The following is a 26,827-nucleotide window of genomic DNA, read 5'->3' on the forward strand; positions in this document are numbered from 1 at the left end:
GTGGGCTGTGAAGGTTCAGTAGTGGCGGCGATCGGCCTCGCGGGCTGCTTCCTCGATGCGATACCGGTGGGCTGCCCATTCTTCGGAGTTGCGGCTGGGGATGTTCGGATCGCCGGGTCTCTGTCCCGCGGAACCGTCGATGAGCTCCCGGATGATGTCTGCATGCCCCGCATGGCGGGCTGTCTCGACGCACATGTGAACCAGGATCTGGTGAAGCGTGACGTTCTTCTTTTCCTCAGACCACCAGGGCACCACACCCGGCGCATCCAAGGGGAGGGATTCGATGGTCTCGTCGCTGTGCTTGGCCGAGAAATGGTGCAGCTCCAGGATCTGTTTGCGGGTCTCAGTGACCGGCACCCACATATCGGAATCCGGTTCAGCATCATCGGCCAACCACGGCAGATCGAGTCCACTGGGCCGGCCGAAGGTCTCCCCGAAATACCCCAACTCCACGCTTGCCACGTGCTTCACCAAGCCCAACAGGTTGGTGCCTGTGGGCGTCAGGGGCCTGCGGGCGTCGTACTCGCCCAGGCCGTCCAGTTTTCCGAGCAGGTCCGCCCTGCGGAGCCGCAAATAGCCGAGCAACATCGCTTTGTCATCCATGCTCAGCACTCTACCCAAGGGGCAAGGCGAAGGGCCCCGGGCGCCGAGTTCGCGGGAAACGTGCCAATACCCCCGGTCACCACCAGCGATCTCGCAGCATTCCCGCGGTCTCGCCTAAGCCCCGCGCAGCCGTGGACGTAACAAGGTACTGCTTTATTCCTCCCTTCCATCTCGCGTTGACTACAACGCAAGCCAGTGGAGGACCCCGGCCAAAAGACGCCGGACCAGGTCCGTCCACGAGTGTTAGGAGCAACTCCTTGTCACTTCAATTTCCCCGCAGGACCCTGCTTCAGGGCGCCGGTGCCCTGTCCCTCGCAGCAGTGGTCAGCTCCATGTTTGCCCAGAATGCCTGGGCCGAAACCGCACCGGATGCCGCGGAGTTCGCAGCGTTGCGCAGCCGCTGGGTGGACCAGATTACGGGCCGGAATGTCATCCAATCAGGCGACGCAGATTTCGCCGCGGCGATCACCGCCCTGAACAACAAAGCCGCTGACTCCCTGGCAAAGCTCAACAGGGCACCCGGCCGCGCATCGGTGTTCACGGATCTGTCCTTCGCCAAGGACGCGGAGATGGTTACCACGTATACGCGTCTGTCCCAGCTTGCTACGGCCTGGGCCACACCCACAGCCGCTGTGTTTGGGGATGCCTCAGTACTGGCGGACATCAAAGTCGGCCTCGCTGATGCCAACACCCTTTGCTACAACCACACCAAGGAAGAAGTGGGCAACTGGTGGTCGTGGGAAATCGGTGTGCCCCGGGCTTTGGCCGACGCCATGGTCCTGCTTCATGCCGAGCTCTCCGCCGCTGAGATCCAGGCCTACTCCGCAGCCATCGATCATTTTGTCCCTGATCCGTGGCTGCAGTTCCCGCCCAAGCGCGGCAAGATCACCTCGGTGGGGGCAAACCGCGTGGATTTGTGCCAGGGAATCATCATCCGGTCCTTGGCCGGAGAGGACACTCCCAAGCTCCAGCACGCCATCGCCGGCCTCAGCCAAGTGTGGCAATACGTCACCAGCGGCGACGGGATCTTCCGGGATGGCTCGTTCATCCAGCACAGCACCACGCCGTACACCGGCTCTTATGGGGTTGTGCTGCTGAACGGCCTGTCCAAGCTGTTTGCACTGCTTGGCGGCACAGGCTTCGAGGTCTCCGACCCATCCCGCAGCATCTTCTTCGACGCCGTAGAGGGATCGTTTGCGCCGCTCATCATCAACGGAGCCATGGCCGATTCGGTGCGCGGCCGGAGCGTCAGCCGCGAGGCCAACACGGGTTATGACCTCGCCGCCACCAGTATTGAAGCCATCCTGCTCCTGGCCCGAGCCATGGACAGCGCCACGGCAATCCGCTGGCGGGGCCTCTGCGCGGGCTGGATCACGCGCAACACTTACCGCCCCATCCTGTCCGGGGCGAGCGTTCCCCGGACAGCTTTGGTCAAAGAACTGCTGGCGGCCGGCGTTGCGCCTGTGCCGGAGTCCGCGGGCCACCGCCTCTTCCCGGCCATGGACCGCACTATTCATCGCGGGAGCGGCTGGGCGTTGTCCTTGTCCATGGCCAGCAACCGCATCGCCTGGTACGAATGCGGCAACGGCGAGAACAACCGTGGGTATCACACAGGTTCAGGCATGACCTACTTCCACACCGCGGACCTCGGCCAGTACGACGACGCCTTTTGGGCCACCGTCAACTACAACCGCCTCCCCGGCACCACCGTGGACACCACGCCTTTGCCGGACAAGGTGGAAGGTGAATGGGGCGCGGCCGTGCCGGCCAACGAGTGGACCGGCTCTGCCGCGCTCGGTGAGGTTGCCGCCGTCGGGCAGCACCTGGTGGGTCCCGGCCGAACCGGCCTGTCGGCGCGGAAGTCCTGGTTTGTCAGCGGCGATGTCACCGTCTGCCTCGGTGCGGACATAGCCACTGCTTCCGGAGCCAGGGTGGAAACAATCGTCGACCACCGCAATCTCCACCAAGGCACCAATGCACTCACGACGGCGTCGGGCACCATCGCGGAAACGGCCGGTAACGCTTTTGTGCTGAGTGACGATCGCTGGGTCCACCTGGAAGGATTCGGTGGCTACGCCGTACTGGATTCCTCCCCATTGACGGTGCTCCGGGAGAGCCGCTCCGGAAGCTGGTCGGGAGTAAACATCAACGGCAGTACCACCGTGCAGCAACGGAACTTCGCCACCATCTACGTGGATCACGGTGCGGGTGGAGGGCCACAAAGCTACGCGTACTTGGTGGCCCCCGGGGTCTCGGCCAAGGAGTGCAGCAAGCTGGCGAAGGGGAACAAGCACGTGGTGATCCGCAACGATGCCACGGCGCAGTCGGTGGAGTTCACGGCAGAGAAAACTACGGCGGCAACGTTCTGGAAGCCCGGAACGGCAGGCGACCTTGCCGCATCGGGCCCCGCGTGCGTGGTGTTCTCCCGGCACGGCAACGTCCTCACCCTGGCTGTCAGCGAGCCAACGCAAAAGGCTGCCAGCCTCACGTTGACGCTGCCTGAGGGCACTTGGTCCAGCGTGCTGGAAGGTGCGGGCACGCTGGGAACGGACGCCGCGGGCAAAACTACCCTGACGTTGGACATGGCCGGACTCAGTGGTCAGGCCAGGGTGGTGAAACTCCGCCGCTAGACCTCCCGTTGTGGGGCCCGTTCTGCGCGCTATCCCGGGTGTTGGGGGCGTAGAGCGGGCCTCACAACGCGCTAGACAGGGCTGACCACCTTGGCCCCGCAGGAATCACGGACCACAATCCTTGGCCGCAAACGGATCTGATATAGGGGACAGGCATCGCCCTCGGTCAACCGGCGCAGCAGGACGTCGGCCGCCATGACGCCCAGCCGATGCTTGGCGGGGGAGACTGCCGTGAGGGGGATCTGAGCGAGGTCCGCCATTTCGTCGTCGTAGGAAACCAAAGCAAGGTCCTCCGGCACCCGGATGCCTCGCCTCGCGGCGGCCCCTTCCAACAGCGCAGCTTCCCGGTCACCGAAGACCAAAGCCGCTGTCGCGCCGCTGCCCGCGAGGAGCTGGAACATGTGCTCGGCCTGGTCAGCTTCCCACTCCGGCTTGGTGGCGCTGAACGCCATGCGGTGATGCCCGCCGCTGTTCAACCGCAAAGAGGTGTCCAGCCCCAAAGCCTCGACGGCGGCCGCATAGCCGGCGATCACCGCGGCCTGAGTGGGGTTGCTGCTGCGCGCGGCCTCGTTCGCCCGCGTGAGCAGCCCAATCTTGCGGTGACCCAAGCGGTGAAGGTGCATCACGGCGTCGTAAGCGCCGCCTTGGTGATCCGAGCAGACGTGTTCGGTCCTGTCGCCGGGCCCCAGATCATCCAGGCTACGCTCCAGCAGCACCACAGGAACGGGCAGGGCCATGAGCTCGGCCACCCGCTGCTGGGGATTGTCCAAACCGGTCAGTGTCGGCACCAGGATGAGCCCGTCCACACCGGCATCCAGGAGAAATTCGATGCTGGCGTTTTCCCGGGTGAAGTCATAGTGGTACGTGGAGAGCTGCAGGCTCGCACCGCGGGAGGACAGGTGTTCCTCGATGCCTTGCAGTACCTGTGGGTAGTAAAGCTGGGTGTCCGGCAGCAGGACACCAATCACGTATCGGGAGCGCTTTTGCGAGCGCTGCGGCGCGGCGACAAAGCTCCCGGCACCCTGCCGCCGGACCACCAGCCCCTTGTCCACCAGATCCTCGAACGCCCGCCGCACCGTGGTCAGGGACAGCCCGGTGTCCAGGGACAGTTGCTGCTCGGTGGGCAGCTTGGTTCCCACGGCCCACGTCCCTGCCAGGATGCCTCGGCGCAGGTTGTCGCTGAGGTTTTGGAACTTCAGGTTTTGCTTGGCGGTATCGCGGACGGTCGCCGAGGCAGGCTCAGCATGGACGGTCTGCGGGTTCTTCCTTGGCATGATCAAACTCCACCTGTGAACGGACGATTACTCCCATCCTGTACCAAAGTCTAGGGAGTATTTAGATACTAATTTCCTGCATATGCAAGGTATTGGGGAATGCTCATTGATTCCTCGCTTCGGGGCTGGATAGCAATGAAGGGTGTTCAATGAAAAGCCAAACATCATCTTCATCCTGAGTGACGACCAAGGCGCCTGGGCGCTGGGATGCGCCGGAAACACGGAGATCCAGACTCCAAATCTGGATGCCCTCGCGGCCCGGGGAACGCGTTTGGAGAACTTCTTTTGCGTGTCGCCCGTCTGCTCGCCGGCACGCGCCAGCCTGATGACAGGAAATATCCCCTCCCGCCACGGCGTCCACGACTACCTGGCCGGCATTGAAACGGGACCGGGAGCCGTGGACTACCTGCAGGGGCAACCCCTGTTCACGGATGCCCTGGCTGATGCCGGCTACCGTTTGGGTCTTTCCGGCAAATGGCATCTCGGAGCGAACGATGTTCCCAGGAAAGGCTTCACCCATTGGTTTGCGCTGGAGGGTGGCGGCAGTCCCTATGACCGGTCCGTGATGTACAGGTTCGACGACGGCACCAGCCACCGGGAGTTGGTCACCGAGTACTTGACGGACGCGATCACCCACGACGCCTTGGACTTCCTGGACGAAGCTTCGAAGGAACCCGAGCCCTTCTTCCTTGCCCTCAACTACACCGCACCCCACAAACCGTGGAAGGGCCAGCATCCGCCCGAATTCGAGGATCTCTACCGCGACTGCACCTTCAGCAGCTGTCCCCAGGAGCCACTCCACCCCTGGACCCCCACCGTGGATGGTGTGCCGATCGGCGGCGAGGGTGACGTGCGCGCGGCCCTGCTGGGGTACTTCGCGGCGGTGAGCGCCATGGATGCAGGGATTGGTGACGTCCTGCGGCGACTGGAAGAACTGGGCATCGACGACCACACGCTGGTGATCTTCAGCAGCGACAACGGCTTCAACTGCGGCCACCACGGAATCTGGGGCAAGGGTAATGGGACTTTCCCGCAGAACGTTTACGACTCCTCCGTCAAAGTCCCCGCGATCTTCGCGCTCCCTGGACGCATCCAGCAGGGGACTGTCCTCACGGAACTGCTGTCTGCCTATGATGCGGCCGCCACGGTCCTGGAACTCGCGGGCCTGGACGCGCGGCCCTTCGAACGCGGCCCCGGGCGCTCCTTCGCGGAGCTGTTGAGCGTGGTTCCGGTCGATGCGCGTCATGGCGCCGCTAAGAACCCCGACGCCGGCCGCCGGCCCTCCGCCGCCGGCGACGGGACTGGTGAGTACCCCGACGGGGGTGGAGCGCTGGACGCTGCGGGCGACAGGACTGGTGAGTACCCCGACGGCTGTGAGGCGCCGGACGCTGCGGGGGAACGCGCCGTCGTGGTCTTTGACGAATACGGCCCGGTCCGCATGATCCGAAGCGCGGAATGGAAGTACGTGCACCGCTACCCGCACGGTCCCCACGAACTTTACGGCCTTGTGGCGGACCCGGATGAACGCGTCAACCTCGTCAATGAACCCGCGCACGCGGTCCGTGTTTCCGGCATGAGGGCCCAACTTCAGCAGTGGTTCCATCGTCATGCGGCCCCCGGACTGGAGGGAAGCTGGCTTCCCGTGGCCGGGGCAGGCCAGACTGCTACCGTGCTGGATGATCCCTTGGGGGCCTTCACCCCACCCAACTGGGACGGCACGGCCACAGCCGGCCCTGCCGCAGACGGTCCCGGCGCAGCCGGCCCCGCCTCCTAGGGGACCTCGCTCAGGACCCGTTCGGCGCGGGTGGCATCGCCGGACGGGTCGAGGGCCACAGGATTGCCGCGCTTGGCTGCCTCGTAGGACGCCAGGACTACTTCCACGATGTGGCGGGCGTGTTCCACGCTGACTTTTGGAGTTCCGCCGTCCAACACTTTGATGAAGTCCCGCAGTTGCAGGTAGAAGCCCTCTTGGATGTCCTCCGGCTGTGGCTCCCAGACCGTGCGGGTGGTGCCATTGCTGCGCACCAGCGTTCCGTGATGGGGGCTGCAGGAAATGGTGCCGTGTTCGCACACGATCAGGACCTCGTCCATGCGCTGGGTGGCGTCGGATACCACTACAACGCTGACGTGGACGCCGTTGCGGAGCATCAGCGAGATGGTGCCGTCCGTTTCCACCGGAACGCCGAAGCGTTTGAGGGTGGAGGCGTGGAGGGATTCCACCGGTGCGCCGCCGAACCAGAGGGAACGGTCCAGGCAATGGCCACCGATGTTCATCAGTGCCCCGCCGCCGGCCATGGCTTCGCTGAAGAACCACTCCGGACGGGTGCCGGGACGGTAATCGGTTGTCCTGTAGTCGCGGATCATCAAGACCCGGCCAAGCTCGCCGCCGGCCAGCACGTCCTCGGCGGCGAGCTTCTCCGGCAGGAAATGCTGGATCTGTCCGATCACCAAGGCCACCCCGGCGTCGCGGCAGGCCTGGATCATGCGCTCGCAGTCGGCCACAGTGGTGGCCATGGGCTTTTCCACCAGGACGTGCAGTCCGTGTTCTGCTGCTGCAAGCACCATCTCCAAATGCAGCGCGTGCGGGGTATTGATGATCACTGCGTCCAGTCCGGCCTCGCGGAACATCGCCGCATAGTCGGTATAGACCTGGGCAGCCCAGTGCGAGGCAACCCCCTCGGCCGCTTCCTGTCGCAGGTCGCAGACGGCGGCCAGTTGGACGTTGCTGATCCGTCCGGCGGATTCAGCATGGAAGTGTGCCACGGCACCGGCGCCAATGATTCCCAGTCGTATCAATTTCCCTCTTTAGCTCGGAGCCGAAGCGCGGACACTGCCTGCCCGCGCGGATCACCTTGATTGTTGGGGAGCGTCAGGGAAGGAATAAATGCCTAATCGGGGTGAACTGTGGGCTCGGCCTTAGACACCCCGCCCGGGGGTGGGAAACCGATGGCGACTCATTCGGAAGTACTCATTGAATCCTGCTTTCACGGGCTGTGAGAGTCGTCTCACTGAACCGCATCCGGCCGGTTCCCCCTCACTTGAAAGGTGATTCCCATGGGCAAAACAGCCCGTCATCTTCGCCCGCTGGCCGCCCTGTTGGGTGCAGCACTTGCCCTGTCCACCACAGCATGCGGTGGAGCCACAGACGCCTCCACTGCTGCCGAGGCCGTGGACATTTCAGGCTCCATTTCGGGGCAAACCATCAACTACTGGTCCATGTGGAAAGACGGTGAGCCTCAGCAGAAGGTCATCGCCGCTGCCATCGCCGATTTCGAAAAAGAGACCGGAGCCACCGTCAGCGTTCAATGGCAGGGCCGCAGCAACACGGAGAAACTGGTTCCCGCGCTGAACACCAACAACGTCCCGGACCTGGTGGACGGCACCTTCGCAAAGCTTGCGCCCGTGATCGGGGAGACCGGACAGGCCAGCCCGCTCACGTCCGTGTACTCCTACGAGGTTGACGGCAAAGCGGTCAGCTCGGTGATCCCGGAGAAGTTCACCAGCAATGGTGTTTTCAAGGGCGAAGATGGGCAGCCGTGGATGGTTCCCTACAGCGTCAGCTCGGATGGCATCTGGTTTGATGCTGCCAAGCACCCTGAACTCAAAGCCAAACCACCGGCCACGTGGGATGAATTCATTGAAGTCCTGGACAAGCTGAAGGCCAGTGGATCGGCTCCCATCGCGGCGGACGGTGACATTGCCGGCTACAACTCCACCTGGTTTGTGACAGCGCTGCTTCGGCTCAAGGGTGCCGGCAGTTTCAAGGCTCTTGTTGAGGACAAGTCCGGTGAAGGATGGGACGATCCCGCGGTGCTCGAGGCAGCCCGGAAGGTGGAAACCCTGGTCAAGGGTGGATACCTCAACAGCGGCTACAACGCGAGCAAGTTCCCTGCCCAGCAGCAGCTTTGGGCGAACGGCGACGCTGCCCTCATTCTCAACGGATCATGGACCCCAACCGAAACCGGCTCCTATGCGGCCCCCGGATTCGAGTACTCGTCCTTCCAATTCCCGGCAATGGGAGACAATCCAGCCAGCGCCCGTGTGGACTTCATCGGTTTTGCAGTACCGGCAAAGTCCAAGAACCAGGTCCCCGCACAGCGCCTCGCAGCATTCATGCTGAATTCCAAGTATCAGAATGCCCTGGGAACGGAAGCCAAAGTGCTGCCGGTACGGCCGGACGCACCGGTTGCTCCCGCCGTCGAGTCCGTCAAAGCTGCCATTGACGCGGCTCCGGCAACGCACCTGCAAAACGACGGAGTGACCTTCCCCGGCTTCATGGAGAAGGTGTTCTTCCCCAAGGATGACGAGCTGTTTCTCGGGAAGACCTCTGCCGACGAGTTCATCGGGAAGATGAAGGCTGCCCAGATCCAGTACTGGAAGGACAACAGCTGATGACCCTCCACCTGACGGAGCCCCGGACGGGCGGTGCGCCCGTCCACAGTCCGGAGTCCCGGAAGCCGGTGCCTCGTAAGTCGCAGCGCGGCAGCCGTCCTGGAGGGAGCTCCATCGACGTGCAGCGCAAGAAGCTGCTGATCCCGTTCGTCGGTCCGGCTTTCGTCCTGTACACGGTCCTGTTCATCGTGCCCGCGCTGGGAGCCGTATGGATCAGCCTGCACAAATGGGCGGGCTCGGGTCCCATGAAGTTCGTTGGGCTGGACAACTACGGCCGGATCTTCCGGGATCAGTTGTTCCTGTCGTCATTCGGCAACACCCTGCTTCTGCTCTTCGTGGTGGGGACCGCGATCTTCGTCCTGGCTTTTGCCTTGACGCTGGTGCTCAGGGACATGGCCGGTAAGAAGATTGCCCGCAACGTCATCTTCTTCCCCCACCTCATCAACGCGCTGGTGTTCGGTGTCCTGGCCGGTTTCATCTTCAATCCAGGAGGAATGGTCAACACCCTCCTGGCGCCCCTTGGAGTGACCGATCCGCCCAAGTGGCTGGCGCAGGACAACATCTTCCCGCTCATCATGGTCACCCTGGTCTGTACCACCACCGGTTACTTCACCACCATCCTGATGGCCGGCGTCGACCGTATTCCGCCCTACTACTACGAAGACTGCGCCCTGGCCGGGGCATCCGCTTTTCAACGGTTGCGCTACGTGATCCTGCCGCTGACGTGGGACGTTTTTGGCACCTGCGCCGTATTGTGGACCATTTCGTCAGTGAAGATCTTCGAGATCGTCTGGGTCTTCGGTGGCAGTTCAGGTGCCGGCGTGCCGCCAACGCAGAGCTGGACCGCAGCCGTGTACACCTACGTCAACGCCTTCTCGGGACAATCAACGCCGGCCTACGGGGCTGCGACAGCCTCTGCCGTATTGTCCCTGGCGCTGATCTCCGTCCTGGTTGTCCTGCTGCGCCGCGCCATGCGTCGCGACGCCGTCGAGTTCTAAAGGAAAAGTCATGAGCGAACACAAACTGCTGGCACCCCTGACCACCCGCAGGAGGGCAGGACGCGGCGTCAGCCCTGCACTGCGCGGCGAGCGCAGCATCCTCCGGGGGATTGGGGTGACGCTGCTGTGGATGGTGGTGGCGATCAGCATCGCAGCCCTGGTCTGGATGGTGGCCCAGGCTTTCAGGGATACCCGGGCAATTCTCGATGACCCTTGGGGCGTCCCGACGTCGCTGGATTTTGAAAACTTTGTCCGTGCCTGGACAGTGGGGGACTTCGCCGTCGCAACATGGAATAGCCTGCTGACCACGGTGGTTTCCTCGGTCCTGACGGTAGCCATCGCCGCGCCGTGCTCCTACTACTTGAGCCGCGTGGACAACAAGCTGACGCAAGGACTCAGCCTGTACTTCATCCTGGGCCTGGGGATTCCGGCGCAGGTCATCCTGATCCCGCTGTTCGTGATGCTCAACAAGGTGTACCTGACGGACAGCATCATCGGGCTCAACCTGGTGTACATCGGCGTCTCCATGCCCTTCACGGTCTTCCTGTTGACCGCGTTCTTCCGTTCCCTTCCCCTGGAAATGGAAGAAGCCGCGGCGCTGGATGGAACCACGGCGTTCGGCACGTTCTGGCGTATCACGTTGCCGCTGGCCAAGGGCGGAATCCTCACCGCCTTCATCCTCCAGGTCATCTCGCACTGGAACGAGACACTGCTGGCCCTGACGCTCCTTCAGTCCACCGAGAAATACACCTTGCCCGTGGCCCTGATTTCCTTCGTACAGCAGCAGACCTACTCGGGAGCCGACTGGGGTGGACTGTTCGCAGGGCTGGTGATCGTGGTCCTGCCGATGCTCATCATCTACGTATGGCTGGGCCGCCGCCTGACCGAGGGACTGACGCTCGGCATGGGCAAGTAGCCCCCGACGGCGGTGCTACCGCGGACCCTTGTCGATCACGCAGAAGCGCTTGCCGTCAGGGTCCGCGAGGACCACGAAGTCCGGCTCCTCGGGGTACATGTCCCAGTCGACGTGCCGGGCACCGAGGGCGATAAGCCGTTCCACCTCAGCGTCCTGATCGTCCGCATAGAGGTCCAGATGAATGCGGGGATGTTCCTGGGCGGGTGTTTCACTCAGCATGAGGGCGAGCTGCGGGCCGGGACCGGACGCCGGAACGAGGATCACCCAGGTGTCGTCGCCCGGCTCGCGGGGAACATAGCCCAGCGCTTCATGCCAGAAACTGGTGGCGCGGGCAATGTCATTGACGCCCAGGACAGTGCTGCCGATGGTCAACATTGGCCCAGCCTAGCGGCGGGCTGCCCGGCATGTCTTGTTCTTGGCGGCTGGCCAATGCCACAGTGAATCCATGGCCACCGAAGAGGACGTCCGGAGAATCTGCCTGGGCATGCCCGGCGTGACTGAGCGGCCCAGTTGGGGGCAGCCCGCGTGGTTCGCCAAGTCCCTTATGGCACGCATGTGGGAGGAAGGCGTGGGGACCGTGAAAACCGACGAACGCGAAGCGCTCGCAGCCATGGAACCGGACACGTTCTTCTGGACGCCGCATCACGATCAGTCCCCGAAACTGATGCTCATCCGGCTGGAGAAGATCGACGTGGAAGAGCTCGACGAGCTGCTGCAGGAGTCGTACAGAATCGCCGGCGGGCCCGGCAAACCCAAGTAGCTCGCAGATCAAGCCGTTTTGACGCCTGGGAACGGCCTGATCTGCTACTCAGTTGGGTGGACCCGCAGGTTAGACTCGGCCGCATGGGGGAACACAACGCATCAGGGAATCAGAACGCATCCGGGGAACACAGCACACCCAAGCCAGCACGGAAACCGGCAGCCGTCGTCGTGCCTTTGCTGGGCCTGATCGCCGTGATAGTGGGCGTGATCGTGGCTTGGACCAACCAGAGCACGGACTTCGGCTTCTTCGCCTATGCGCCGCTGAGCGACACGGTATTCATGGGGAACGGTGTGACCATGGTCAGCCAAGGGACGCAGCTCGGGCTCGCCGTGACGGTCCTTGGCCTGCTGGTCCTCGCGTTCTGGGCGGGACTCGCTGTGGGCCGCCGCCGCTGAGTTCGCCGGAAAACGACGAAATCGCCGGATAGCTCCAGCGAACTGGCAGCTTTCCGGCGATTTCGGCGCAAGCAACAGACCTAGGTGAGCTTCACCTGGCGGTTCATGTCCTTGTACAGCAGGTAACGGAACTCGCCCGGACCACCGGCGTAGCAAGCCTGCGGGCAGAACGCGCGCAGCCACATGAAGTCGCCGGCTTCCACCTCAACCCAGTCGTTGTTGAGCAAGTACATGGCCTTGCCTTCCAGGACGTACAGGCCGTGCTCCATGACGTGGGTCTCCGGGAAGGGGATTACGCCGCCGGGCTGGAAGGTAACAATGTTGACCTGCATGTCGTGGGCGAGGTCGCTGGAGTCCGTGAAGCGCGTGGTCTTCCAAACGTCGTCGGTGTCCGGCATGGAGGTGGGCTCCACGTCCTTCTCGTTGGTGACGAAGGACTTTGCTTCGAACCCTTCGAGGCGCTCGTAGGCCTTGCGGATCCAGTGGAAGGAGACGATGTCGTCGGAGACGTTCTCCAGGCCCCACTCTGCTCCGGCGGCAAGGTAGGCGTAGCCGCCCTCTTCGAGGTGGTGCAGCTCGCCGTCGAGTGTCAGGTTGACCTGGCCCTTGGTGACGAAGATGACGCCTTCAACGCCGGATTCGAACTCGGCCTTGGGTGCCCCGCCGCCCGGTGCGATCTCCACGATCAGCTGGGAGAACGTGGTGGCGAAGCCGGAGATCGGCCGCGCGATGATCCACGAGCGCGTGTTGGAAAAGCCCGGCAGGTTGCTGGTGACGATGTCCGTCATGACGCCCTTGGGGATCACCGTGTAAGCCTCGGTGACGATGGCCCGCTCGGTGGTCAGCTGGGTCTGCGGCGGCAGGCCGCCCTGTGGGTAGTAGTACTTGCCCATGCGAAATGCTCCTATCAGTGGGAAGTCGGTTGCGCGAGCCGCGGGTGCGCCAGTGCGGTCAGCTGTGAAAGTTCGACGCCGGCAAGCGCCTTGACCTCGTCGGTCCCCACTGCGCCGCACTGGACGCCGCGGAGGACGAACCCGGCAAGCGCGCGGGCGGTGGCGGGCTCGTCCATGACGCCACCTTCGGTGCGCTCAACATAGTTGCGGAGGCGCAGGGCCGCGGCGGGCAGGCCTTCGCGGTAGAAAGCGTACGACGCCGAGAAACGGCTGGGGAGCTGGGCGGCGTGGAGATCCCAGCCCTGGTAGTAGCCGTTCTCCAGGGAGCGACGAACCAAGCGGCCGTGAAGCTTCCATGCGTCTTCCACAGCATCGCCCACGGGGATGATGTTGGTGGAACCGTCGGAGAGACGGATGCCCGTTCCGGCGACAGCGAGCTGCATGACTTCCTTGGCAAAGTCGGCCACCGGGTGCTCCATGGACTGGTATTCCGCGGAGATTCCGAGCGAGGCGCTGTAATCGTAGGTCCCGTAGTGCAGGGCGCTGATGCGGCCCGGGACGACGTGGGGGAGTTGCGCCACTGGCGAGGTTCCGTCAGCACCGATGATGAGCTGCGGGGTTTCCACCTGCACCTCAAAACGAAGCCGGCCGGCGGGAAGACCGTGGACTTCCTCAAGCCGGGACACGGCGAAGTCCATGGCCTGTACCTGGGCCACCGTGGTGACCTTGGGCAGCGTGAGGATCAGTCCTGCCGGGAGTTCGCCGGCTTCAGCCAACGTGGAGACAAACAGATCCAACGTCTTCAGGCCGCGGGCCCGGGTAGGGGCTTCGAAGCACTTGAAGCGGATGCCGATGAACGGCGGGGCGGTTCCGGCAGCTACTGCAGCGGCAACAGCGTTGGCGGCAGCAACGGCGTCGGCGTCTTCTGCCTCGTCGCCGCGGTCACCGTAGCCGTCTTCGAAGTCCAAACGCAGGTCCTCGATCGGTTCCGCGGAGAGCTTCGCGGCCACACGCTCGGCAACAGCGGCGGCCAGGTGAGACTCCTGGCCCAGCAGCTGACCGAGCTTCTCCAGGCCACCGTGCGCCTCTGCCGTGGCGAGTGCCTGCGCGCCCCAATCTGCCACAAAGGTGGGTGTGAAGCGGTCAGCCGGGATGTAGACGGTGTGGATGGGCTGGCGTGAGCCGTCGTCGCCGGGGTAGTTGCGGTCCAGCAACTGGTCGGTCGCCGCAAGCTGGGACTCGATGTGAGCCAAATCAGATGAAGAGAATGAACCCATCTCAGCCCACCAGCTCATACGCAGGCGTGGTGAGGAAGTCCGTGTAATCGTCGGACAGACAGATGTCCTCGATCAGCTTGGACGCCGGCTCGTAGTACGCCTTGAAGTTCTCATCGCCGAACTCGATGCGAAGGCGCTCGGTCTCTTCGCCCAGGATTCGGGTGACGAGTTCGCGGGTCACGGTGTTGCCCGTGTCCGCGAGGACGGACTTGTTGCGGATCTGCTGCCATACCTGCGAGCGGGAGATTTCCGCAGTGGCGGCGTCTTCCATGAGGTTGTGAATGGCAACGGCACCGCTGCCGGAGATCCAGACGCCCGTGTAGGCGACCGCGACGTACAGGTTCAGGCGCAGGCCTGCTTCGGTGACGTGGCCTTCGGCGGAGGCGACGTCGATGAGCTGTTCGGCGGTGACGTTCACCTCGGGGCGCTGCTTGTCCAGCTGGTTCTTCTTACCGCCGTTGGCAGGGTCGCCCAGCACGGAGTCGAACACTTCGCGGCAGGTGGAGACCAGGTCCGGGTGTGCCACCCAGGAGCCGTCGAAGCCATCGTTCGCTTCGCGGGTCTTGTCGGCGCGGACCTTGTCGAAGGCTGCGGCGGTGACATCCGGCTGCTTGCGGTTGGGAATGACGGCGGCCATGCCACCCATGGCGAAGGCGCCGCGCTTGTGGCAGGTCTTGACCAGGAGTTCGGTGTAGGCGCGCATGAACGGTGCCGTCATGGCCACGGTTGCGCGGTCCGGGAGGACGAACTCTTCGCCGGCATCACGGAAGTACTTGATGATGCTGAAGAGGTAGTCCCAGCGTCCGGCGTTCAGGCCTGAAGCGTGATCGCGCAGTTCGTAGAGGATCTCGTCCATTTCGAACGCGGCCGGGATGGTCTCGATGAGAACCGTGCCGCGGATGCTGCCCTGCGGGATGCCCAGGAAGTCCTGTGCGAAGACGAAGACGTCGTTCCAGAGGCGTGCCTCCAGGTGGCTCTCCATCTTGGGCAGGTAGTAGTACGGGCCGTGCCCGTTCAGGAGGAGCTGCTTGGCGATGTGGAAGAAGTGCAGGCCGAAGTCCACCAGCGCACCCACGGCGGGTTCGTCGTCGATCAGCAGGTGCCGTTCCTCCATGTGCCAGCCACGGGGGCGGGCCACTACAACGGCCAACGGAGCGTCCGTGCGGAGGCGGTATTCCTTGCCTTCAGGCGAGGTGTAGCTCAGGGTTCCCTGGGCGGCGTCGCGGAGGTTGAGGATGGCGTCGATGACGTTGGGCCACGTGGGTGTGCTGGCGTCTTCGAGGTCTGCCAGCCACACCTTGGCGCCGGAGTTCAGGGCGTTGATGGCCATCTTGGCCGGGGTTGCCGGGCCGGTCATCTCAACGCGGCGGTCCTGCAAAGCTGCCGGTGCCTCGGCGACTTTCCAGTCGCCGTCGCGGATTTCCTGGGTCTCCGGGAGGAAGTCCAGGCGGCTGGTGTCGGCAACCTTCTGGCGTTTGACCTTACGGGCTTCAAGGAGCTCGTTGCGGGTTCCGGCGAAGCGCTTGTGCAGTTCCTCGATGAAGGCCAGTGCCTTGGGGGTGAGGATTTCCTCGGCGCGATCGATCGGCCGGGGATCGGTGACTGTAATAGCCATGTGAGCGGATTCCTTTGTTCTAGAGTGCGCTGGCGGCGTTGGCGTGCGCAGCTGCTGCTACGGCACTGGCCACATCGGCGGCAACATGGGGATCGAAGACGCTGGGGATAATGTAACTCGCGTTGAGCTCATCGTCAGCCACCCGGTTGGCAATTGCCTCGGCTGCGGCCACCAGCATGTTCGGCGTGATGTCCGATGCTCCGGCGTCCAGCAGGCCCCGGAAGAAGCCCGGGAATGCCAGCACGTTGTTGATCTGGTTCGGGAAGTCGCTGCGGCCTGTAGCAACCACTGCTGCGTGCTTGGAAGCGACAACAGGATCGATTTCCGGGGTGGGGTTGGCCATGGCGAAGACGATCGCGTCCTCAGCCATCGAAGCAACCTGCTCCTCGCCGATCACGTGCGGGGCGCTGACGCCGATGAAGACGTCGGCTCCCTTGAGGGCGTCGTGCAGTGTGCCGGAGAAGCCTTCCTCGTTGGTGTTCGCGGCGATCCAGCTGCGGTGCTCGTCACCGTATTCTTCGCCGGAGTGGATGGCGCCGGAGCGGCCTGCGGCGATGATGTGCTGCGCGCCCTGGGCCTTGAGGAGCTGGATGATGGCCGAGCCGGCAGCGCCGACGCCCGAAACAACAATCTTGACCTCGGAGAGCTTCTTGTCCACCACGCGCAGGGCGTTGACCAGGGCAGCGAGCGTGACGATTGCGGTGCCGTGCTGGTCATCGTGGAAGACCGGGATGTCCAGTTCTTCGCGGAGGCGGTTCTCGATTTCGAAGCAGCGCGGTGCGGCGATGTCCTCGAGGTTGATGCCACCGTAGACCGGGGCCATGGCCTTGGCGATCATGATGATTTCTTCGGTGTCCTGGGTGTCCAGGCAGACCGGCCAGGCGTCAACGTTGGCGAACTGCTTGAACAGCGCGGCCTTGCCTTCCATTACGGGAAGGGCAGCGGCGGGGCCGATGTTGCCCAGGCCCAGGACGGCCGAGCCGTCGGTGAGGACGGCGATGGTGTTGCGCTTGACCGTGAGGTTGCGGGCAGCGGCCGGGTCTTCAGCGATGGCCAGGCAAACACGGGCGACGCCGGGAGTGTAGGCACGCGAGAGGTCGTCACGGTTGCGCAGGGCTACTTTGGGGACAACTTCGAGCTTGCCGCCGAGGTGCATGAGGAAGGTGCGGTCCGAGACGTGCTGGACGGTGACGCCGTCGAGGGCGTTGAGCGCGTCCTTGACGCGGGCCGCGTGGTCGTCGTCGGTGGTGTTGCAGGTGACGTCAACAACGATCGTCTCGTGGTGGGATTCCGTGACGTCCAGCGCGGTGATTGCTGCACCGGCTGCGCCGACGGCTGCTGCCAGTTCGCTGGTAGCGGTGAAGCTCGACGGTGCGGCGACGCGCAGGGTGATCGAGTTTCCGGGGCTCGGATTCGCCATTGAAATTCCTCCTGTTAGGCCCGTTCCCGGGCCGCCGTTCCAAACTGAATGTTTTCGTATTATGGATATTATTATCTACAAAGTGGAAACACAACCCCTTGCTTGGTCATGTTTGGCGTCATCGCGCAGGTGCGGGTTGTGCTGTATGTTGGGTGTTCTAAGCAATTCTTTTCACGATGCGGATAAGAGTTGTCGGAATCTGAGTCATTGGAGACAAGGGAATGGCTGAAAAAGCCTCCGGAGGCGTGCAGTCCGTTGAGCGCGTCTTTGAACTGCTGGAACTGATCACGGACGCGGGTGGCGACGTCACTTTGAGCGAGCTCTCGTCGTCCACTGACCTCCCCTTGCCCACTATCCATCGCTTGCTTCGCACGTTGGTATCGCTGGGTTACATCCGTCAGCTGCCCAACCGCCGCTACGCCCTGGGCCCCCGCCTGATCCGCCTCGGTGAAGGTGCCAGCAAACAGCTCGGTGCCGTAGCGCGTCCGCAGCTGAAGACCCTGGTGGAACGCCTCGGGGAGACTTCCAACATGGCCGTCCTCGACTCCGACATGGTTATCTACGTGGCCCAGGTCCCGTCCATGCACTCCATGCGCATGTTCACCGAGGTGGGACGCCGCGCCCACACGCACGATACCGGCGTGGGCAAAGCCATCCTTGCCCAGTTGGACGACGAGGTTGTCCGCGGCATCGTGGCCCGCACCGGCATGCCCACTCCCACCGCCAAGAGCATCGGGGACATCGACTCCCTGCTGGCAGACCTCAAGCTCATCCGCGAACGCGGGTACTCCATTGACGAGGAAGAGCAGGAGCTCGGCGTACGCTGCTTCGCCATGGCGGTGCCCAACGCTCCCACCCCCACGGCGATCTCCGTCTCCGGCCCGATTACCCGCGTTGACCAGAGCTTCGCCGACCGCGCCGTGCCTATGCTGCGTGAAGCAGCCATGGCGATCTCCGCGGAGCTCAACCAGAACTAGCTCTTCTGTTCGCTTCCGCCCAGTTGGCACTTAGCGCCCATGTCTTAGGACATGGGCGTTTCTGCTACCTCGGCGCAGGCTTTGAGCGCGTGGCCTTCTTCAGCATCGCGTTCACCACCATCGGGTGAACGGGCCGCGCCACGGCAAAGTACAGTTTCCCGCGCCACCCTTTAAGCTCGACGGCGGTAGTCACCCTGATCAGTCGGCTCACCGGATCAACGCCGACGGCGGCCGCGAAGTTCAAGTGCTTGTCCCGGACGAAGATCAGCGCTTCCTCACCTGACTGGGCCGTCACTTTGAAGGTGTCCCGAGGCGCCTTGGGAATGCCGATCAAGGGCACCAGTGCCTGACGCAAGCCCATTGCCCCGGCCACCCAGCGGGGCATGGACTCCAAAGAGAACAGCCGCTCCGCCCATTCCGTGGGGTCCGTGCCAGCCCCCTCCGGGAGGATGGCAAGGCAAACGTCCGCATAGTCCGGCTTCGGGATCTCGCCGAAGGCCAGTGAGTGGAAGCAAGGCACGTGGTTGGACATGGGCTGTTCCGTCATGGCCTGATCCTACGGCGGCTCCTGATACTGGGGGCGCACCAGGGTAACCGCACGCGCGAAGGTGAGTGCCGGCGTCGTACATTCCCCGGTGGGGCGAGCATTCCGCCCCAGGCGACAAAAGGCGGCAGTGTCCCCCAAGGAAACACTGCCGCCTGTCATGTGCGGAAGGGTGCTAGTGCTCTGACGCGCTGGAGGTCTTGAGCGGAACTTCCTTGCCGTCGGCGTCGATCAGCTTGCCGTTTTCGAAGCGGTCGCCTTCGCTGAGGCACTTGATGTCCTCTTCGCTGACGATCCGGTCGGTACCGGCGACGAATACGGACTGGTTGTCCGAGTTACCGGCTTTGAAGTGGTTGAAGAGGATGTTCAGCAGGATGGCCATGACGGCCGCCGAGCTGATGCCGGAGTGGAAGATCGTGGCGAACCAGGACGGGAACTGGTCGTAGAACTTCGGGGCGGCGATGGGGATCATGCCGAAGCCGATCGAGGCCGCCACGATGATCAGGTTCATGTTGTTCTTGTACTCAACCTTGGCCAGGGTGCGGATACCGCTGGCTGCCACCGTACCGAAGAGCACGACGCCGGCGCCGCCCAGGACGGGCGTCGGAACCGCTGCCACAACGCGGCCCAGGATCGGCAGGAGACCAAGGATTACCAGGATGAGGCCGCCGGCGCTGACCACGAAGCGGCTCTTGATGCCCGTGATGGCCACGAGGCCTACGTTCTGGGCGAAGGCGCTCTGCGTGAAGGAGTTGAACAGCGGGGAGATGGCACTGGAGAGCATATCTGCGCGGAGGCCGTCGCCGATGCGGCGGGAGTCCACTTTGGTGTCCACGATCTCGCCCACGGCAATGATGTCGGCCGAGGTCTCGGTCAGGGTCACCAGGATGACGATGAGCATGGAGATGATCGCGGCGATCTCGAAGGTCGGAGCGCCGAAAGCGAAGGGCGTGGGGAAGGCGACGATGTCGCCCTGGCCAACCTTGGAGAAGTCAGCCATACCGGCAATCAAGGCGATGATGGTGCCAATGACCATGGCCAGCAGGATCGAGAGCCGGGAGATGGCTGCGTTGCCAACCTTGCTCAGGAGGAGGACAACACCCATGGTTGCCGCTGCGAGTCCGATGTTGGCCATGCTGCCGTAGTTGTCGGCCTTGGCGTTGCCACCCATGGCCCAGTTAGCGGCCACCGGCATCAGCGTCAGGCCGATGGTGGTGATCACGGTGCCGGTAACCACCGGTGGGAAGAATTTGATGATTTTGGAGAACAGGGGAGTGATCGCCAAACCTATCAGCGATGCCACAATGACTGAGCCGAACACCGCCTGGATTCCGCCGCCACCCTGGACGATCGCCACCATGGTGGAAACGCCGGCGAAGGAAACACCCTGGACCAGGGGCAACTGCGAGCCGAAGAACGGGATACCAACCGTCTGCAGGATGGTGGCCAGGCCACCCACAAACAAACAAGCGGCAATGAGGAGACCGATGTCCTGCGAGGACATGCCCGCGGCTGCTCCGATGATCAGCGGCGGGGCAATGATTCCGCCGTACATGGTGAGGACGTGCTGGAAGCCGTAGGCGAAGGTGCTTCCGATGGAAAGCCGTTTATCCTCGGGCCGCTCCGACTGATGCTTCTGGGGCGAGGTGGTATTCGCAGGACGGGATTTCTTCTTGATGTTCATGGCAGACTTTCTGGGTTCATGGCAGACGTCTTCGTCTGGCTAACTGTGTCTGGCTAACAAATCTTTAGGTTGTTTTGGGTTGGGTTTGTGTGCAGGTCCGGCCTTTACGGGGCGCCGTTGGGGGGACCTGCACACAAACCCTTGAGGTGGTGCGGGTTTAGTGCGGTTTAGTGCTGTGGGGCGGCTTAGCAGAAGCCGGCGATGCCGCTCCAGGCAACCGGTGCAGCGTCGATGTTCTCGCGCTGGACCGTGGCTTCGATGAGGCCGTACGGGCGGTCAGCCGCGAAGAAGACCTCGTTGGGGTTGTCCAGGCCGAACGGGCTCAGGTCAACCAGGAAGTGGTGCTTGTTGGGCATGGAGAACTTGATCTCGTCCACTTCGCTGTGTGCTTCGAGGACCTTCTTGCCCATGTCGAACAGCGTCTGCTGGAGTGCATGGGAGTAGTTCTCGGTGAAGCCTTCCAGGAGAAGGGCCTTGATGTCCTCGTAGCTCTTGTTGAAGTCCGTGCCGGCGAAGTCCAGGTTGGTGTTGTAGCGCCAGCGGGCGGATACATCGGTAGCCAGGATGCGGTCGGTGGTCTCCGGCAAGGTGGTGTACTTGTCGCGCGGGTAGCCGACAAAGCCGGACTGAGTGGTCTTCAGGACGGTCAGGTCCTTGAGGCCGGAAATCAGGTGCGTGGTTGCGCCATCACGGACGACGACGGCGGTACGTACCTCTTGTCCGTTGCGGACGAAGCTGTGGTCGTGTCCCTCGCCGTGGGCCTGGATGCGGTCCCAGCTGTAGGCCTCGGCTTCCCAGCGGCCGCCGGTAACCCAGTCGAACCCGCCGGTGAAGTGGTCTGCGAGGCGCAGGAGGAAGGACTCGGGTGAGCCGACGCCTTCACGAGCGAACGCGTAGACGGTGTTCTTCTGGGTGTCGGTGGCAACGACGTGGCCGTTGTCGCCTTCGAGGTGTGCGGCCTGGAAGTCGCCGCGCAGCTGCGAGGTAACGTTCAGGTCTTCGATGTGGTGGCGGTCCGTATCCCGAGTGACCTTGACGACGCGGACTTCTGCTTTGCCGTACTGGTTTTCGCCGAGGACGATGTTGTTGCTCATGGTCATATCCCAACTTCTGTGAGGTGGAACCTACGTTCCATCAATGAAATTAAGCGCGTGTTTCCACTGCGTTTCTGGTGGAGCTGACCCAACAAAAAAGAGCCAGCATCCATGGATGCCAGCTCATTACGACCCTGCCTGCTGCTCTCAGGTTACGTGACCTACGCCACGAACTCATTCGAGAGTAGCGCATGGTTTCGGCTTATGTATACGGGTTCCCAAGGATCGTTATGAACCATCCAAATGTGACCGGGGCAACTCGTTTTGCTCTGACGGAGGTCTTGACGCTTCGTTTCTGAGCTGCCTACACTTTCCACATAACAATAAAAGTTTTCCGAAGTACGGAAACTGACTGCACTAGAAAGAGGAGGAAACAGATGGACTCGAAGGATACGAACAAGGTCGTGGAATTCCCGGCACCGGGTCAGGAGCTGTACCTGCCGTTCGGTGCAACAGATCCGGACTTCTACATTCCGGCCGACTGCGACCGCAAGGCCGGCGGGTTCTCCCGTTGGCTGCGCGCGCTCCCGGTGTTCGGCCGGCAGCGCCCCTAAGACCCTGCATCAAAGGGGCGCGGACTCTGCGCAACAGAGCCAACGAGGCGGGTGACACCTGGGGAGGTGTTGCCCGCCTTTCCGCTTTCTCGGCGCGTCCGCCCTGGCGCCCATTTCGACGCCTCGCTGCACCCAATGCCGTGCGCGCGGCACTTCACGCGGCGAGACCCCGAAATGGGGACTACTCTGCGCTCCGCAAGACCCGCAGCACACTCGTCTTGAAGTCCTGCTCCCTGATCAGGTGCTGCCAGTTGATCCGGATAAACTTCCAGCCCTGCGCCATGAGTGCCTTCTCGCGCTGCCTTTCCTGGTAGATCACCTCGGTGGCGGGCGCGTAGTCGAAGTACTTCACTTTCCCATCGAACTCCAAGGCCACCCTCTTTTCCCGCCAAGCAAAATCCAGCCTGTACTGCCCCTCCGTCGTCGATACCTCCACTTGGAGCTCGGGGGGTTCCATGTTCAAGCGCTGGAGCAGCTCACGGGTCAGGGTTTCACCGGGTGACTCGGATCGCGCGTCCGCATTCTCCAGGGCCCGGCGGAGCGTGAGAACTCCGTTGCGTCCGGCCAAAGACCCGCAGATCTGCCGGATCACTCCCGCGTCGGCCCCCAAGCGAAGGGCGTGGTCCATCAGCACCAAGGACTGTTTGTAGTTCAGCATGAGGCAGCAGTCCACAACGGTACGTTCAAGGGAGGTGCACGGCATGCCGTCCACGTATGTCAGTTCACCGGGCGCCAGTGCGCGCGTGTGTGGAACGACATCGAGGCCGTGGGAGGTAGGTGACGCCGTGGAAACTGTGGTGACGTGTACCCGGTCATCTACTTCCCAAAGAAACAGCCCGTGGAGGCGTGCGGCTGAGGTGTGGCTGTAGATCAATCCGCCGGCCGACGTCGCCAGCGTTCCGTGGGCATGAGCCGCAATTAGTTGCCGACTGCGGACCCAGGGCTTTTGGGCCATCCACGTGCTGCCGCGGATGTAGCAGCCTCGACGCAGTCGGACCAGCTGGCCTTCTCGGATCAGGGCCGCAATCTTTCTGTCATTGAAGCCGAGTTCATGGAGCTCGCTGGTCCGCCATAAATTCATTCCCGCGGGGAGCTTGCCCCGGTTGCTGTTCACCATGGTTTAAGCCTCGGTTGGGACGTGACGCAGGAGAAGGCGGGGAATGGCCTATGTGGAGAAAACCGATTCGGGGGCTTGCTGCAAGCTGTGCCGTGCCATCGGCCTAACCCGCAGTAAGTCGTCGAAATGGCCAAAATGTGACCTACGTAACAAACGGTAGGGTGCTTACGGCTTCACGTAAGCTGGGCAAGCGGCCACCCTCCGGGTCTTCAAGGGCCGCTGCGGCCCTGACCGGACACGGGCTGCGCCTTCTCGCTCGACGAACGCCGTCTACAGGCGGTGCACCGGAACTGAACGGGAATCCGACGCGTATCGCCGCGTCGTGCCAGGCAATGTCCTGGCTGGAACCCTGCATATGCGGGTGACGGAAGAACTGGTCTGGGGGCCGGTACCGCAGCAGCTCTCATTTCGCTGCTACCCCAAAGGAACACATGCTATGAAACTCAAGGTCTCAACTCTTGGGGCGGTGATCGCGTTGGCTCTAGCCGGGTGCACAACGCCGACACCCCAGCCGACGCCGTCGGAAACTGTCACAGCACCAACGCCCACGCCGACTGCAACAACGGCAAGTCCTACGCCAACGGCTACAAGTACTGCGACGCCGACGCGGACGCCGAGTGCTAGTCCGACGGCGACCCCAACCCCGACGCCGACGCGGACGCCGAGTGCAACACCGACGCCCACGCCTACGTCGACGGCGACCCCAACCCCGACGCCGACGCGGACGCCGAGTGCTAGTCCGACGGCGACCCCAACCCCAACGCCAACCCCGACGCCCACGCCTACGTCGACGGCGACCCCAACCCCCACGCCACCTCCGAGCACGGGCACCCTCACCAACCTGGCCAGGATCCCTTGGGATGGCGGGCCTGCCTACTGGGCAAAGTTCCCTGGAGCGGCAAGGCTCAACAACCCCAACCTGTTCCCGGTCAGTGTCTATTACGGCAAACCTGAGCATGCCGCCCAGTTGAAGGACATTGGCGTGAACGTTTACCAGAACGCCGAACACGACGGTTCAACGATGGCGTCCATTACCAACACGGGCATGCTGGTCATCGCCGGCACGGAGTGGTCACGTACCGAAGTGGGCAGTAACACCGGCGTGGTCGGCTGGGACACCTACGACGAGTGCGACATGCTCGGGCTGGGCTGCAATGGCTCCACGTACGCGGCAAACCTTCAGCAGATGACGAGCAAGGTGGCGCAGATCCGCGGGTTCAACGATGGCAGGTTCGCTTTCGCCAACTATTCCAAGGGCATCCTTGGCACGTACTGGGCGCCGGGACTCATGGATGAGTTCATGGCGGCCGTTGATGCTGCATCCGTGGACAACTACATGTACACACGGGCTGATCTCCAGGATGAGTTGAACCGGACTCCGTCATGGCCGCAGGGCGCAAAGACGGCCACGTCAGCGGCCTACGGCTGGCAGTTGGATCAGATGCGGACGTTCCAGTCGGCACCGGGCATCCACCCGAACTGGATTTTCGTTGAGTCCGCCAGGCCGTTCCTGAACGCCTCCAATGACCGGACCATCACGCCCGAGCAGATGGAGGGCGCCATGTGGTCCGGCATCATCCATGAGGCGCGCGGGATCAGCATCTTCCAGCACAACAACAACGGCCAGTCGGGGTTCGGGACGTATTCCTTGGTGCAGGCGCCGGCTGACCGCAAGGCGAAGATCAAGGCCGCCCTCGCTGGTATCCAGGCTCTGGCACCTGTCCTCAACACGCAGAGCTATGTGTGGAATGCAGGCGCCGCAGGAACCGACACCATGTTGAAAGCCAAGGATGGCAGTGCATACCTCTTTGCGGGCATCGGATTGAACGGTTCTACGGGTTCGAAGACCTTCACGCTTCCTGCTGGGATCACTGGCACGCAAGTGGAGGTTGTTGGGGAGAACCGGACCATCGCCGTGCAGAACGGTAAGTTCACGGACTCGTTCGCCAACGAGTACACGCACCACGTTTACAAGATCGCGATCTAAGGCGACCAGATAGCCGGAACAGTGCGAATTCGCCGGAACGTTCCCTGTGAAATGGGCGCGTTCCGGCGATTTCGCGAAGGAGGGCTGAACCTACCCAGCCACCAGCTTCCGCGCGGCGGCGGAGTGCTCGGCGATCAGCCCGGCCACGTCCAGCCCCGGAATCGCACCATCCACTACCCTCCAGTCGCCGCCAACCATCACACGGTCGGCACGGTCGGCGCCGCAGAGCAGCAATGCAGCTACGGGGTCGTGGCTGCCGGAGAAACGCAGCTCGTCAGGCTTGAAAAGTGCCAGATCGGCCTGCATCCCCGGAGCCAGTTGCCCGATGTCAGAACGCCCCAAAACCGCAGCGGATCCACGCGTCGCCCAACCCAGCGCCCGCTCCACGGGAACGGATGCGCCGTAGCGGAGCCGCTGCAAATACAGTGCCTGCCGTGCCTCGAGGATCATGTTGGAAGCATCGTTTGACGCCGATCCGTCCACCCCGAGTCCCACGGGCACACCCGCTGCCTCAAGTTCCAGGACGCGCGCGGTCCCGGATGCAAGCCGCATGTTGGAGGTGGGGCAGTGTGCGACGGCGGTGCCCGCGGCTCCCAGCCTGGCAATCTCCTCGTCGTTGAAGTGGATGCCGTGGCCCAGCCAGGTGCGGGATCCGAGCCAGCCCACCGATTCAAGGTAGTCCACGGTCCGCAACCCGAACATGGACTGGCAGAAGTCTTCTTCGTCGATGGTTTCGGCAAGATGGGTATGGAGCCGGACGTCGAAGCGTTCGGCCATGGCGGCGCTCTCGGCCATGATTTCCTTGGTCACCGAGAATGGCGAACACGGGGCAAGCGCGATCTGAACAACTGCCCCGTCACCGGTTTCGTGATACTTGCGGATGAGCCGCTCGCTGTCCGCAAGGATCGCTTCAGGCGACTGGACCGTGGTCCTGGGCGGCAGCCCGCCGTCGTCCTCTCCCAGCGTCATGGAACCGCGGGTCAACGTGGCCCGCATCCCCATCTGGCGGACTGCGGCTACCTCGATGTCAATGGCGTCTTCCATGCCGTCGGGGAAGAGATAGTGGTGGTCGGCGGCCGTGGTGCAGCCGGAAAGCAGCAATTCTGCAAGCGCAACCTGCACCGCAAGTTCCAGGCTCCGGGGCGTCAATCGTGCCCACACAGGGTAGAGATTCTGCAGCCAGGGGAACAACGGCGCGTTGGCCACCGGTCCCCAGGCGCGGGTGAGCGTTTGGTAGAAGTGGTGGTGCGTGTTGATGAGCCCGGGGAGAACCACATGCCCGGACGCGTCAAAAACGGTTGCGGGAGAAGTGGGCTGCCCGCCCGAAGGCACCAGCTCCACTATTTTTCCGTCAGCAACAACCAGGCCGCCGCCGGCGTCGAGGTCGTTTGCGGTGAAGATACCCAGCGGGTTCTTGATCCAAAGAGGGGTCATGACAGGTTCCTTGTCTGGTCGGCGTGTACGCGTTCCAGCTCAGTTAGGCCCTGTCTGCTGATCCAGGTTGCCGGTACACCTGAGGCGTCCGGTGCAAAAAGCGTAAAATGCTCGACGGCGGCAGTCAACGCCTGCAGGCGCATCCCGGTCACATTTGGCATCAGTCCGGTGCCGGTTCAAGATCGTCCTGCTGAATTAACTAATTTCGTATGACGAAATTAAATTTTCAAAAAACTATGGCGCGGCTCACAATCGTGGTG

General features: G+C 63.0%; 24 protein-coding genes. 11 read left to right on the plus strand and 13 right to left on the minus strand.

The genetic code is table 11. The features are described from left to right. Positions 1 to 15: 15 nt before the first annotated feature. Complete coding sequence (locus tag BMY91_RS15415; RefSeq protein ID WP_090823412.1) at positions 16 to 603, minus strand: DinB family protein; 588 nt, start codon at positions 601 to 603, stop codon at positions 16 to 18. Positions 604 to 860: 257 nt separating this feature from the next. Between BMY91_RS15415 and BMY91_RS15420 the strand changes: the two genes are divergently transcribed. Further along, complete coding sequence (locus tag BMY91_RS15420) at positions 861 to 3,233, plus strand: polysaccharide lyase 8 family protein (protein WP_090823414.1); 2,373 nt, start codon at positions 861 to 863, stop codon at positions 3,231 to 3,233. A gap of 71 nt (positions 3,234 to 3,304) precedes the next feature. Here BMY91_RS15420 and BMY91_RS15425 read toward each other — a convergent pair whose 3' ends face one another. Further along, a complete protein-coding gene (locus tag BMY91_RS15425) occupies positions 3,305 to 4,507 on the minus strand; it encodes a GntR family transcriptional regulator (protein ID WP_090823417.1) in 1,203 nt (400 codons plus the stop codon). A 142-nt stretch (positions 4,508 to 4,649) separates the two neighbouring features. On the opposite strand from BMY91_RS15425, the gene BMY91_RS15430 reads away from it, so the two are divergent. Next, positions 4,650 to 6,281 (plus strand): sulfatase family protein, encoded by a 1,632-nt coding sequence (locus BMY91_RS15430; protein WP_256212765.1) that lies wholly within the window; start codon positions 4,650 to 4,652, stop codon positions 6,279 to 6,281. On the opposite strand, the gene BMY91_RS15440 is transcribed toward BMY91_RS15430, so the two are convergent. Beyond that, positions 6,278 to 7,303 (minus strand): Gfo/Idh/MocA family protein, encoded by a 1,026-nt coding sequence (locus tag BMY91_RS15440; protein WP_090823419.1) that lies wholly within the window; start codon positions 7,301 to 7,303, stop codon positions 6,278 to 6,280. The two genes, BMY91_RS15430 and BMY91_RS15440, sit on opposite strands and share 4 nt — an antisense overlap. Before the next feature lie 258 nt (positions 7,304 to 7,561). Here BMY91_RS15440 and BMY91_RS15445 point away from each other — a divergent pair, with 258 nt between their 5' ends. From BMY91_RS15445 to BMY91_RS15455, 3 genes are read left to right on the plus strand one after another with little or no spacing between them, the layout of a single operon-like run. After that, complete coding sequence (locus tag BMY91_RS15445) at positions 7,562 to 8,899, plus strand: ABC transporter substrate-binding protein (protein WP_090823421.1); 1,338 nt, start codon at positions 7,562 to 7,564, stop codon at positions 8,897 to 8,899. Beyond that, positions 8,899 to 9,897 carry a carbohydrate ABC transporter permease gene (locus tag BMY91_RS15450; protein WP_090823423.1) on the plus strand — a complete coding sequence of 333 codons (999 nt, stop codon included), beginning with the start codon at positions 8,899 to 8,901 and terminating at the stop codon, positions 9,895 to 9,897. Before BMY91_RS15445 ends, BMY91_RS15450 begins: the two co-directional genes overlap by 1 nt. 10 nt (positions 9,898 to 9,907) lie before the next feature. Beyond that, a complete protein-coding gene (locus tag BMY91_RS15455; protein WP_090823425.1) occupies positions 9,908 to 10,813 on the plus strand; it encodes a carbohydrate ABC transporter permease in 906 nt (301 codons plus the stop codon). 15 nt (positions 10,814 to 10,828) lie between these two features. Here BMY91_RS15455 and BMY91_RS15460 read toward each other — a convergent pair whose 3' ends face one another. Further along, entirely contained in the window at positions 10,829 to 11,188 is a 360-nt protein-coding gene (locus tag BMY91_RS15460; protein WP_090823428.1) for a VOC family protein, read from the minus strand. Positions 11,189 to 11,258: 70 nt separating this feature from the next. Between BMY91_RS15460 and BMY91_RS15465 the strand changes: the two genes are divergently transcribed. Both BMY91_RS15465 and BMY91_RS15470 read left to right on the plus strand, forming a co-directional pair. Next, the gene (locus BMY91_RS15465; RefSeq protein ID WP_090823430.1) at positions 11,259 to 11,573 is read left to right on the plus strand and encodes an MmcQ/YjbR family DNA-binding protein; all 315 of its coding nucleotides are present in this window, start codon (positions 11,259 to 11,261) and stop codon (positions 11,571 to 11,573) included. A gap of 83 nt (positions 11,574 to 11,656) precedes the next feature. After that, positions 11,657 to 11,971: a hypothetical protein gene (locus BMY91_RS15470; protein ID WP_090823432.1), complete on the plus strand. Its 315-nt coding sequence runs from the start codon at positions 11,657 to 11,659 to the stop codon at positions 11,969 to 11,971. A gap of 80 nt (positions 11,972 to 12,051) precedes the next feature. Here the strand turns inward: BMY91_RS15470 and BMY91_RS15475 are convergent, their stop codons facing one another. From BMY91_RS15475 to BMY91_RS15490, 4 genes are read right to left on the minus strand one after another with little or no spacing between them, the layout of a single operon-like run. Further along, complete coding sequence (locus BMY91_RS15475) at positions 12,052 to 12,864, minus strand: bifunctional allantoicase/(S)-ureidoglycine aminohydrolase (RefSeq protein ID WP_062071654.1); 813 nt, start codon at positions 12,862 to 12,864, stop codon at positions 12,052 to 12,054. Positions 12,865 to 12,878: 14 nt separating this feature from the next. Next, a complete protein-coding gene (locus BMY91_RS15480) occupies positions 12,879 to 14,141 on the minus strand; it encodes a DUF6986 family protein (RefSeq protein WP_090823433.1) in 1,263 nt (420 codons plus the stop codon). A 1-nt stretch (position 14,142) separates the two neighbouring features. Further along, on the minus strand, positions 14,143 to 15,756 hold the full coding sequence (aceB, locus tag BMY91_RS15485) for a malate synthase A (RefSeq protein ID WP_090823435.1): 1,614 nt from the start codon (positions 15,754 to 15,756) through the stop codon (positions 14,143 to 14,145). Between the two features lie 19 nt (positions 15,757 to 15,775). Further along, entirely contained in the window at positions 15,776 to 17,176 is a 1,401-nt protein-coding gene (locus tag BMY91_RS15490; protein ID WP_090823437.1) for an NAD-dependent malic enzyme, read from the minus strand. Positions 17,177 to 17,397: 221 nt separating this feature from the next. Here BMY91_RS15490 and BMY91_RS15495 point away from each other — a divergent pair, with 221 nt between their 5' ends. After that, positions 17,398 to 18,153: an IclR family transcriptional regulator gene (locus tag BMY91_RS15495; protein ID WP_011776026.1), complete on the plus strand. Its 756-nt coding sequence runs from the start codon at positions 17,398 to 17,400 to the stop codon at positions 18,151 to 18,153. Positions 18,154 to 18,217: 64 nt separating this feature from the next. Here the strand turns inward: BMY91_RS15495 and BMY91_RS15500 are convergent, their stop codons facing one another. The 3 genes from BMY91_RS15500 to pucL form a co-directional block, all read right to left on the minus strand. Next, a complete protein-coding gene (locus tag BMY91_RS15500; RefSeq protein WP_090823439.1) occupies positions 18,218 to 18,700 on the minus strand; it encodes a DUF2867 domain-containing protein in 483 nt (160 codons plus the stop codon). Positions 18,701 to 18,872: 172 nt separating this feature from the next. Continuing rightward, complete coding sequence (locus BMY91_RS15505) at positions 18,873 to 20,381, minus strand: nucleobase:cation symporter-2 family protein (RefSeq protein ID WP_090823441.1); 1,509 nt, start codon at positions 20,379 to 20,381, stop codon at positions 18,873 to 18,875. A 185-nt stretch (positions 20,382 to 20,566) separates the two neighbouring features. After that, positions 20,567 to 21,481 carry a factor-independent urate hydroxylase gene (gene pucL / locus BMY91_RS15510; protein WP_174754456.1) on the minus strand — a complete coding sequence of 305 codons (915 nt, stop codon included), beginning with the start codon at positions 21,479 to 21,481 and terminating at the stop codon, positions 20,567 to 20,569. A 371-nt stretch (positions 21,482 to 21,852) separates the two neighbouring features. Between pucL and BMY91_RS23165 the strand changes: the two genes are divergently transcribed. Further along, on the plus strand, positions 21,853 to 22,029 hold the full coding sequence (locus BMY91_RS23165; RefSeq protein WP_175538651.1) for a hypothetical protein: 177 nt from the start codon (positions 21,853 to 21,855) through the stop codon (positions 22,027 to 22,029). A 181-nt stretch (positions 22,030 to 22,210) separates the two neighbouring features. Here BMY91_RS23165 and BMY91_RS15515 read toward each other — a convergent pair whose 3' ends face one another. Then, positions 22,211 to 23,146 carry a type IV toxin-antitoxin system AbiEi family antitoxin domain-containing protein gene (locus BMY91_RS15515; protein ID WP_090823443.1) on the minus strand — a complete coding sequence of 312 codons (936 nt, stop codon included), beginning with the start codon at positions 23,144 to 23,146 and terminating at the stop codon, positions 22,211 to 22,213. Between the two features lie 489 nt (positions 23,147 to 23,635). Between BMY91_RS15515 and BMY91_RS23505 the strand changes: the two genes are divergently transcribed. Further along, entirely contained in the window at positions 23,636 to 23,770 is a 135-nt protein-coding gene (locus BMY91_RS23505) for a hypothetical protein (protein ID WP_256212766.1), read from the plus strand. A gap of 358 nt (positions 23,771 to 24,128) precedes the next feature. Then, complete coding sequence (locus BMY91_RS15525; RefSeq protein ID WP_256212767.1) at positions 24,129 to 25,133, plus strand: hypothetical protein; 1,005 nt, start codon at positions 24,129 to 24,131, stop codon at positions 25,131 to 25,133. A gap of 90 nt (positions 25,134 to 25,223) precedes the next feature. On the opposite strand, the gene BMY91_RS15530 is transcribed toward BMY91_RS15525, so the two are convergent. Then, the gene (locus BMY91_RS15530) at positions 25,224 to 26,567 is read right to left on the minus strand and encodes an 8-oxoguanine deaminase (protein ID WP_090823445.1); all 1,344 of its coding nucleotides are present in this window, start codon (positions 26,565 to 26,567) and stop codon (positions 25,224 to 25,226) included. Between the last annotated feature and the right edge of the window lie 260 nt (positions 26,568 to 26,827).

Source organism: Arthrobacter sp. yr096, from assembly GCF_900108925.1.
Taxonomy (GTDB): Bacteria; Actinomycetota; Actinomycetes; order Actinomycetales; family Micrococcaceae; genus Arthrobacter.

What these genes read in the sequence shown, in the direction of transcription:
- BMY91_RS15415 (WP_090823412.1), bottom strand. Translation starts at nt 603, where the DNA reads ATGGATGACAAAGCGATGTTGCTCGGCTATTTGCGGCTCCGCAGGGCG.
- BMY91_RS15425 (WP_090823417.1), bottom strand. Translation starts at nt 4,507, where the DNA reads ATGCCAAGGAAGAACCCGCAGACCGTCCATGCTGAGCCTGCCTCGGCG.
- BMY91_RS15445 (WP_090823421.1), top strand. Translation starts at nt 7,562, where the DNA reads ATGGGCAAAACAGCCCGTCATCTTCGCCCGCTGGCCGCCCTGTTGGGT.
- BMY91_RS15450 (WP_090823423.1), top strand. Translation starts at nt 8,899, where the DNA reads ATGACCCTCCACCTGACGGAGCCCCGGACGGGCGGTGCGCCCGTCCAC.
- BMY91_RS15455 (WP_090823425.1), top strand. Translation starts at nt 9,908, where the DNA reads ATGAGCGAACACAAACTGCTGGCACCCCTGACCACCCGCAGGAGGGCA.
- BMY91_RS15460 (WP_090823428.1), bottom strand. Translation starts at nt 11,188, where the DNA reads ATGTTGACCATCGGCAGCACTGTCCTGGGCGTCAATGACATTGCCCGC.
- BMY91_RS15465 (WP_090823430.1), top strand. Translation starts at nt 11,259, where the DNA reads ATGGCCACCGAAGAGGACGTCCGGAGAATCTGCCTGGGCATGCCCGGC.
- BMY91_RS15470 (WP_090823432.1), top strand. Translation starts at nt 11,657, where the DNA reads ATGGGGGAACACAACGCATCAGGGAATCAGAACGCATCCGGGGAACAC.
- BMY91_RS15475 (WP_062071654.1), bottom strand. Translation starts at nt 12,864, where the DNA reads ATGGGCAAGTACTACTACCCACAGGGCGGCCTGCCGCCGCAGACCCAG.
- BMY91_RS15480 (WP_090823433.1), bottom strand. Translation starts at nt 14,141, where the DNA reads ATGGGTTCATTCTCTTCATCTGATTTGGCTCACATCGAGTCCCAGCTT.
- aceB (WP_090823435.1), bottom strand. Translation starts at nt 15,756, where the DNA reads ATGGCTATTACAGTCACCGATCCCCGGCCGATCGATCGCGCCGAGGAA.
- BMY91_RS15490 (WP_090823437.1), bottom strand. Translation starts at nt 17,176, where the DNA reads ATGGCGAATCCGAGCCCCGGAAACTCGATCACCCTGCGCGTCGCCGCA.
- BMY91_RS15495 (WP_011776026.1), top strand. Translation starts at nt 17,398, where the DNA reads ATGGCTGAAAAAGCCTCCGGAGGCGTGCAGTCCGTTGAGCGCGTCTTT.
- BMY91_RS15500 (WP_090823439.1), bottom strand. Translation starts at nt 18,700, where the DNA reads ATGACGGAACAGCCCATGTCCAACCACGTGCCTTGCTTCCACTCACTG.
- BMY91_RS15505 (WP_090823441.1), bottom strand. Translation starts at nt 20,381, where the DNA reads ATGAACATCAAGAAGAAATCCCGTCCTGCGAATACCACCTCGCCCCAG.
- pucL (WP_174754456.1), bottom strand. Translation starts at nt 21,481, where the DNA reads ATGACCATGAGCAACAACATCGTCCTCGGCGAAAACCAGTACGGCAAA.
- BMY91_RS23165 (WP_175538651.1), top strand. Translation starts at nt 21,853, where the DNA reads ATGGACTCGAAGGATACGAACAAGGTCGTGGAATTCCCGGCACCGGGT.
- BMY91_RS15515 (WP_090823443.1), bottom strand. Translation starts at nt 23,146, where the DNA reads ATGGTGAACAGCAACCGGGGCAAGCTCCCCGCGGGAATGAATTTATGG.
- BMY91_RS15530 (WP_090823445.1), bottom strand. Translation starts at nt 26,567, where the DNA reads ATGACCCCTCTTTGGATCAAGAACCCGCTGGGTATCTTCACCGCAAAC.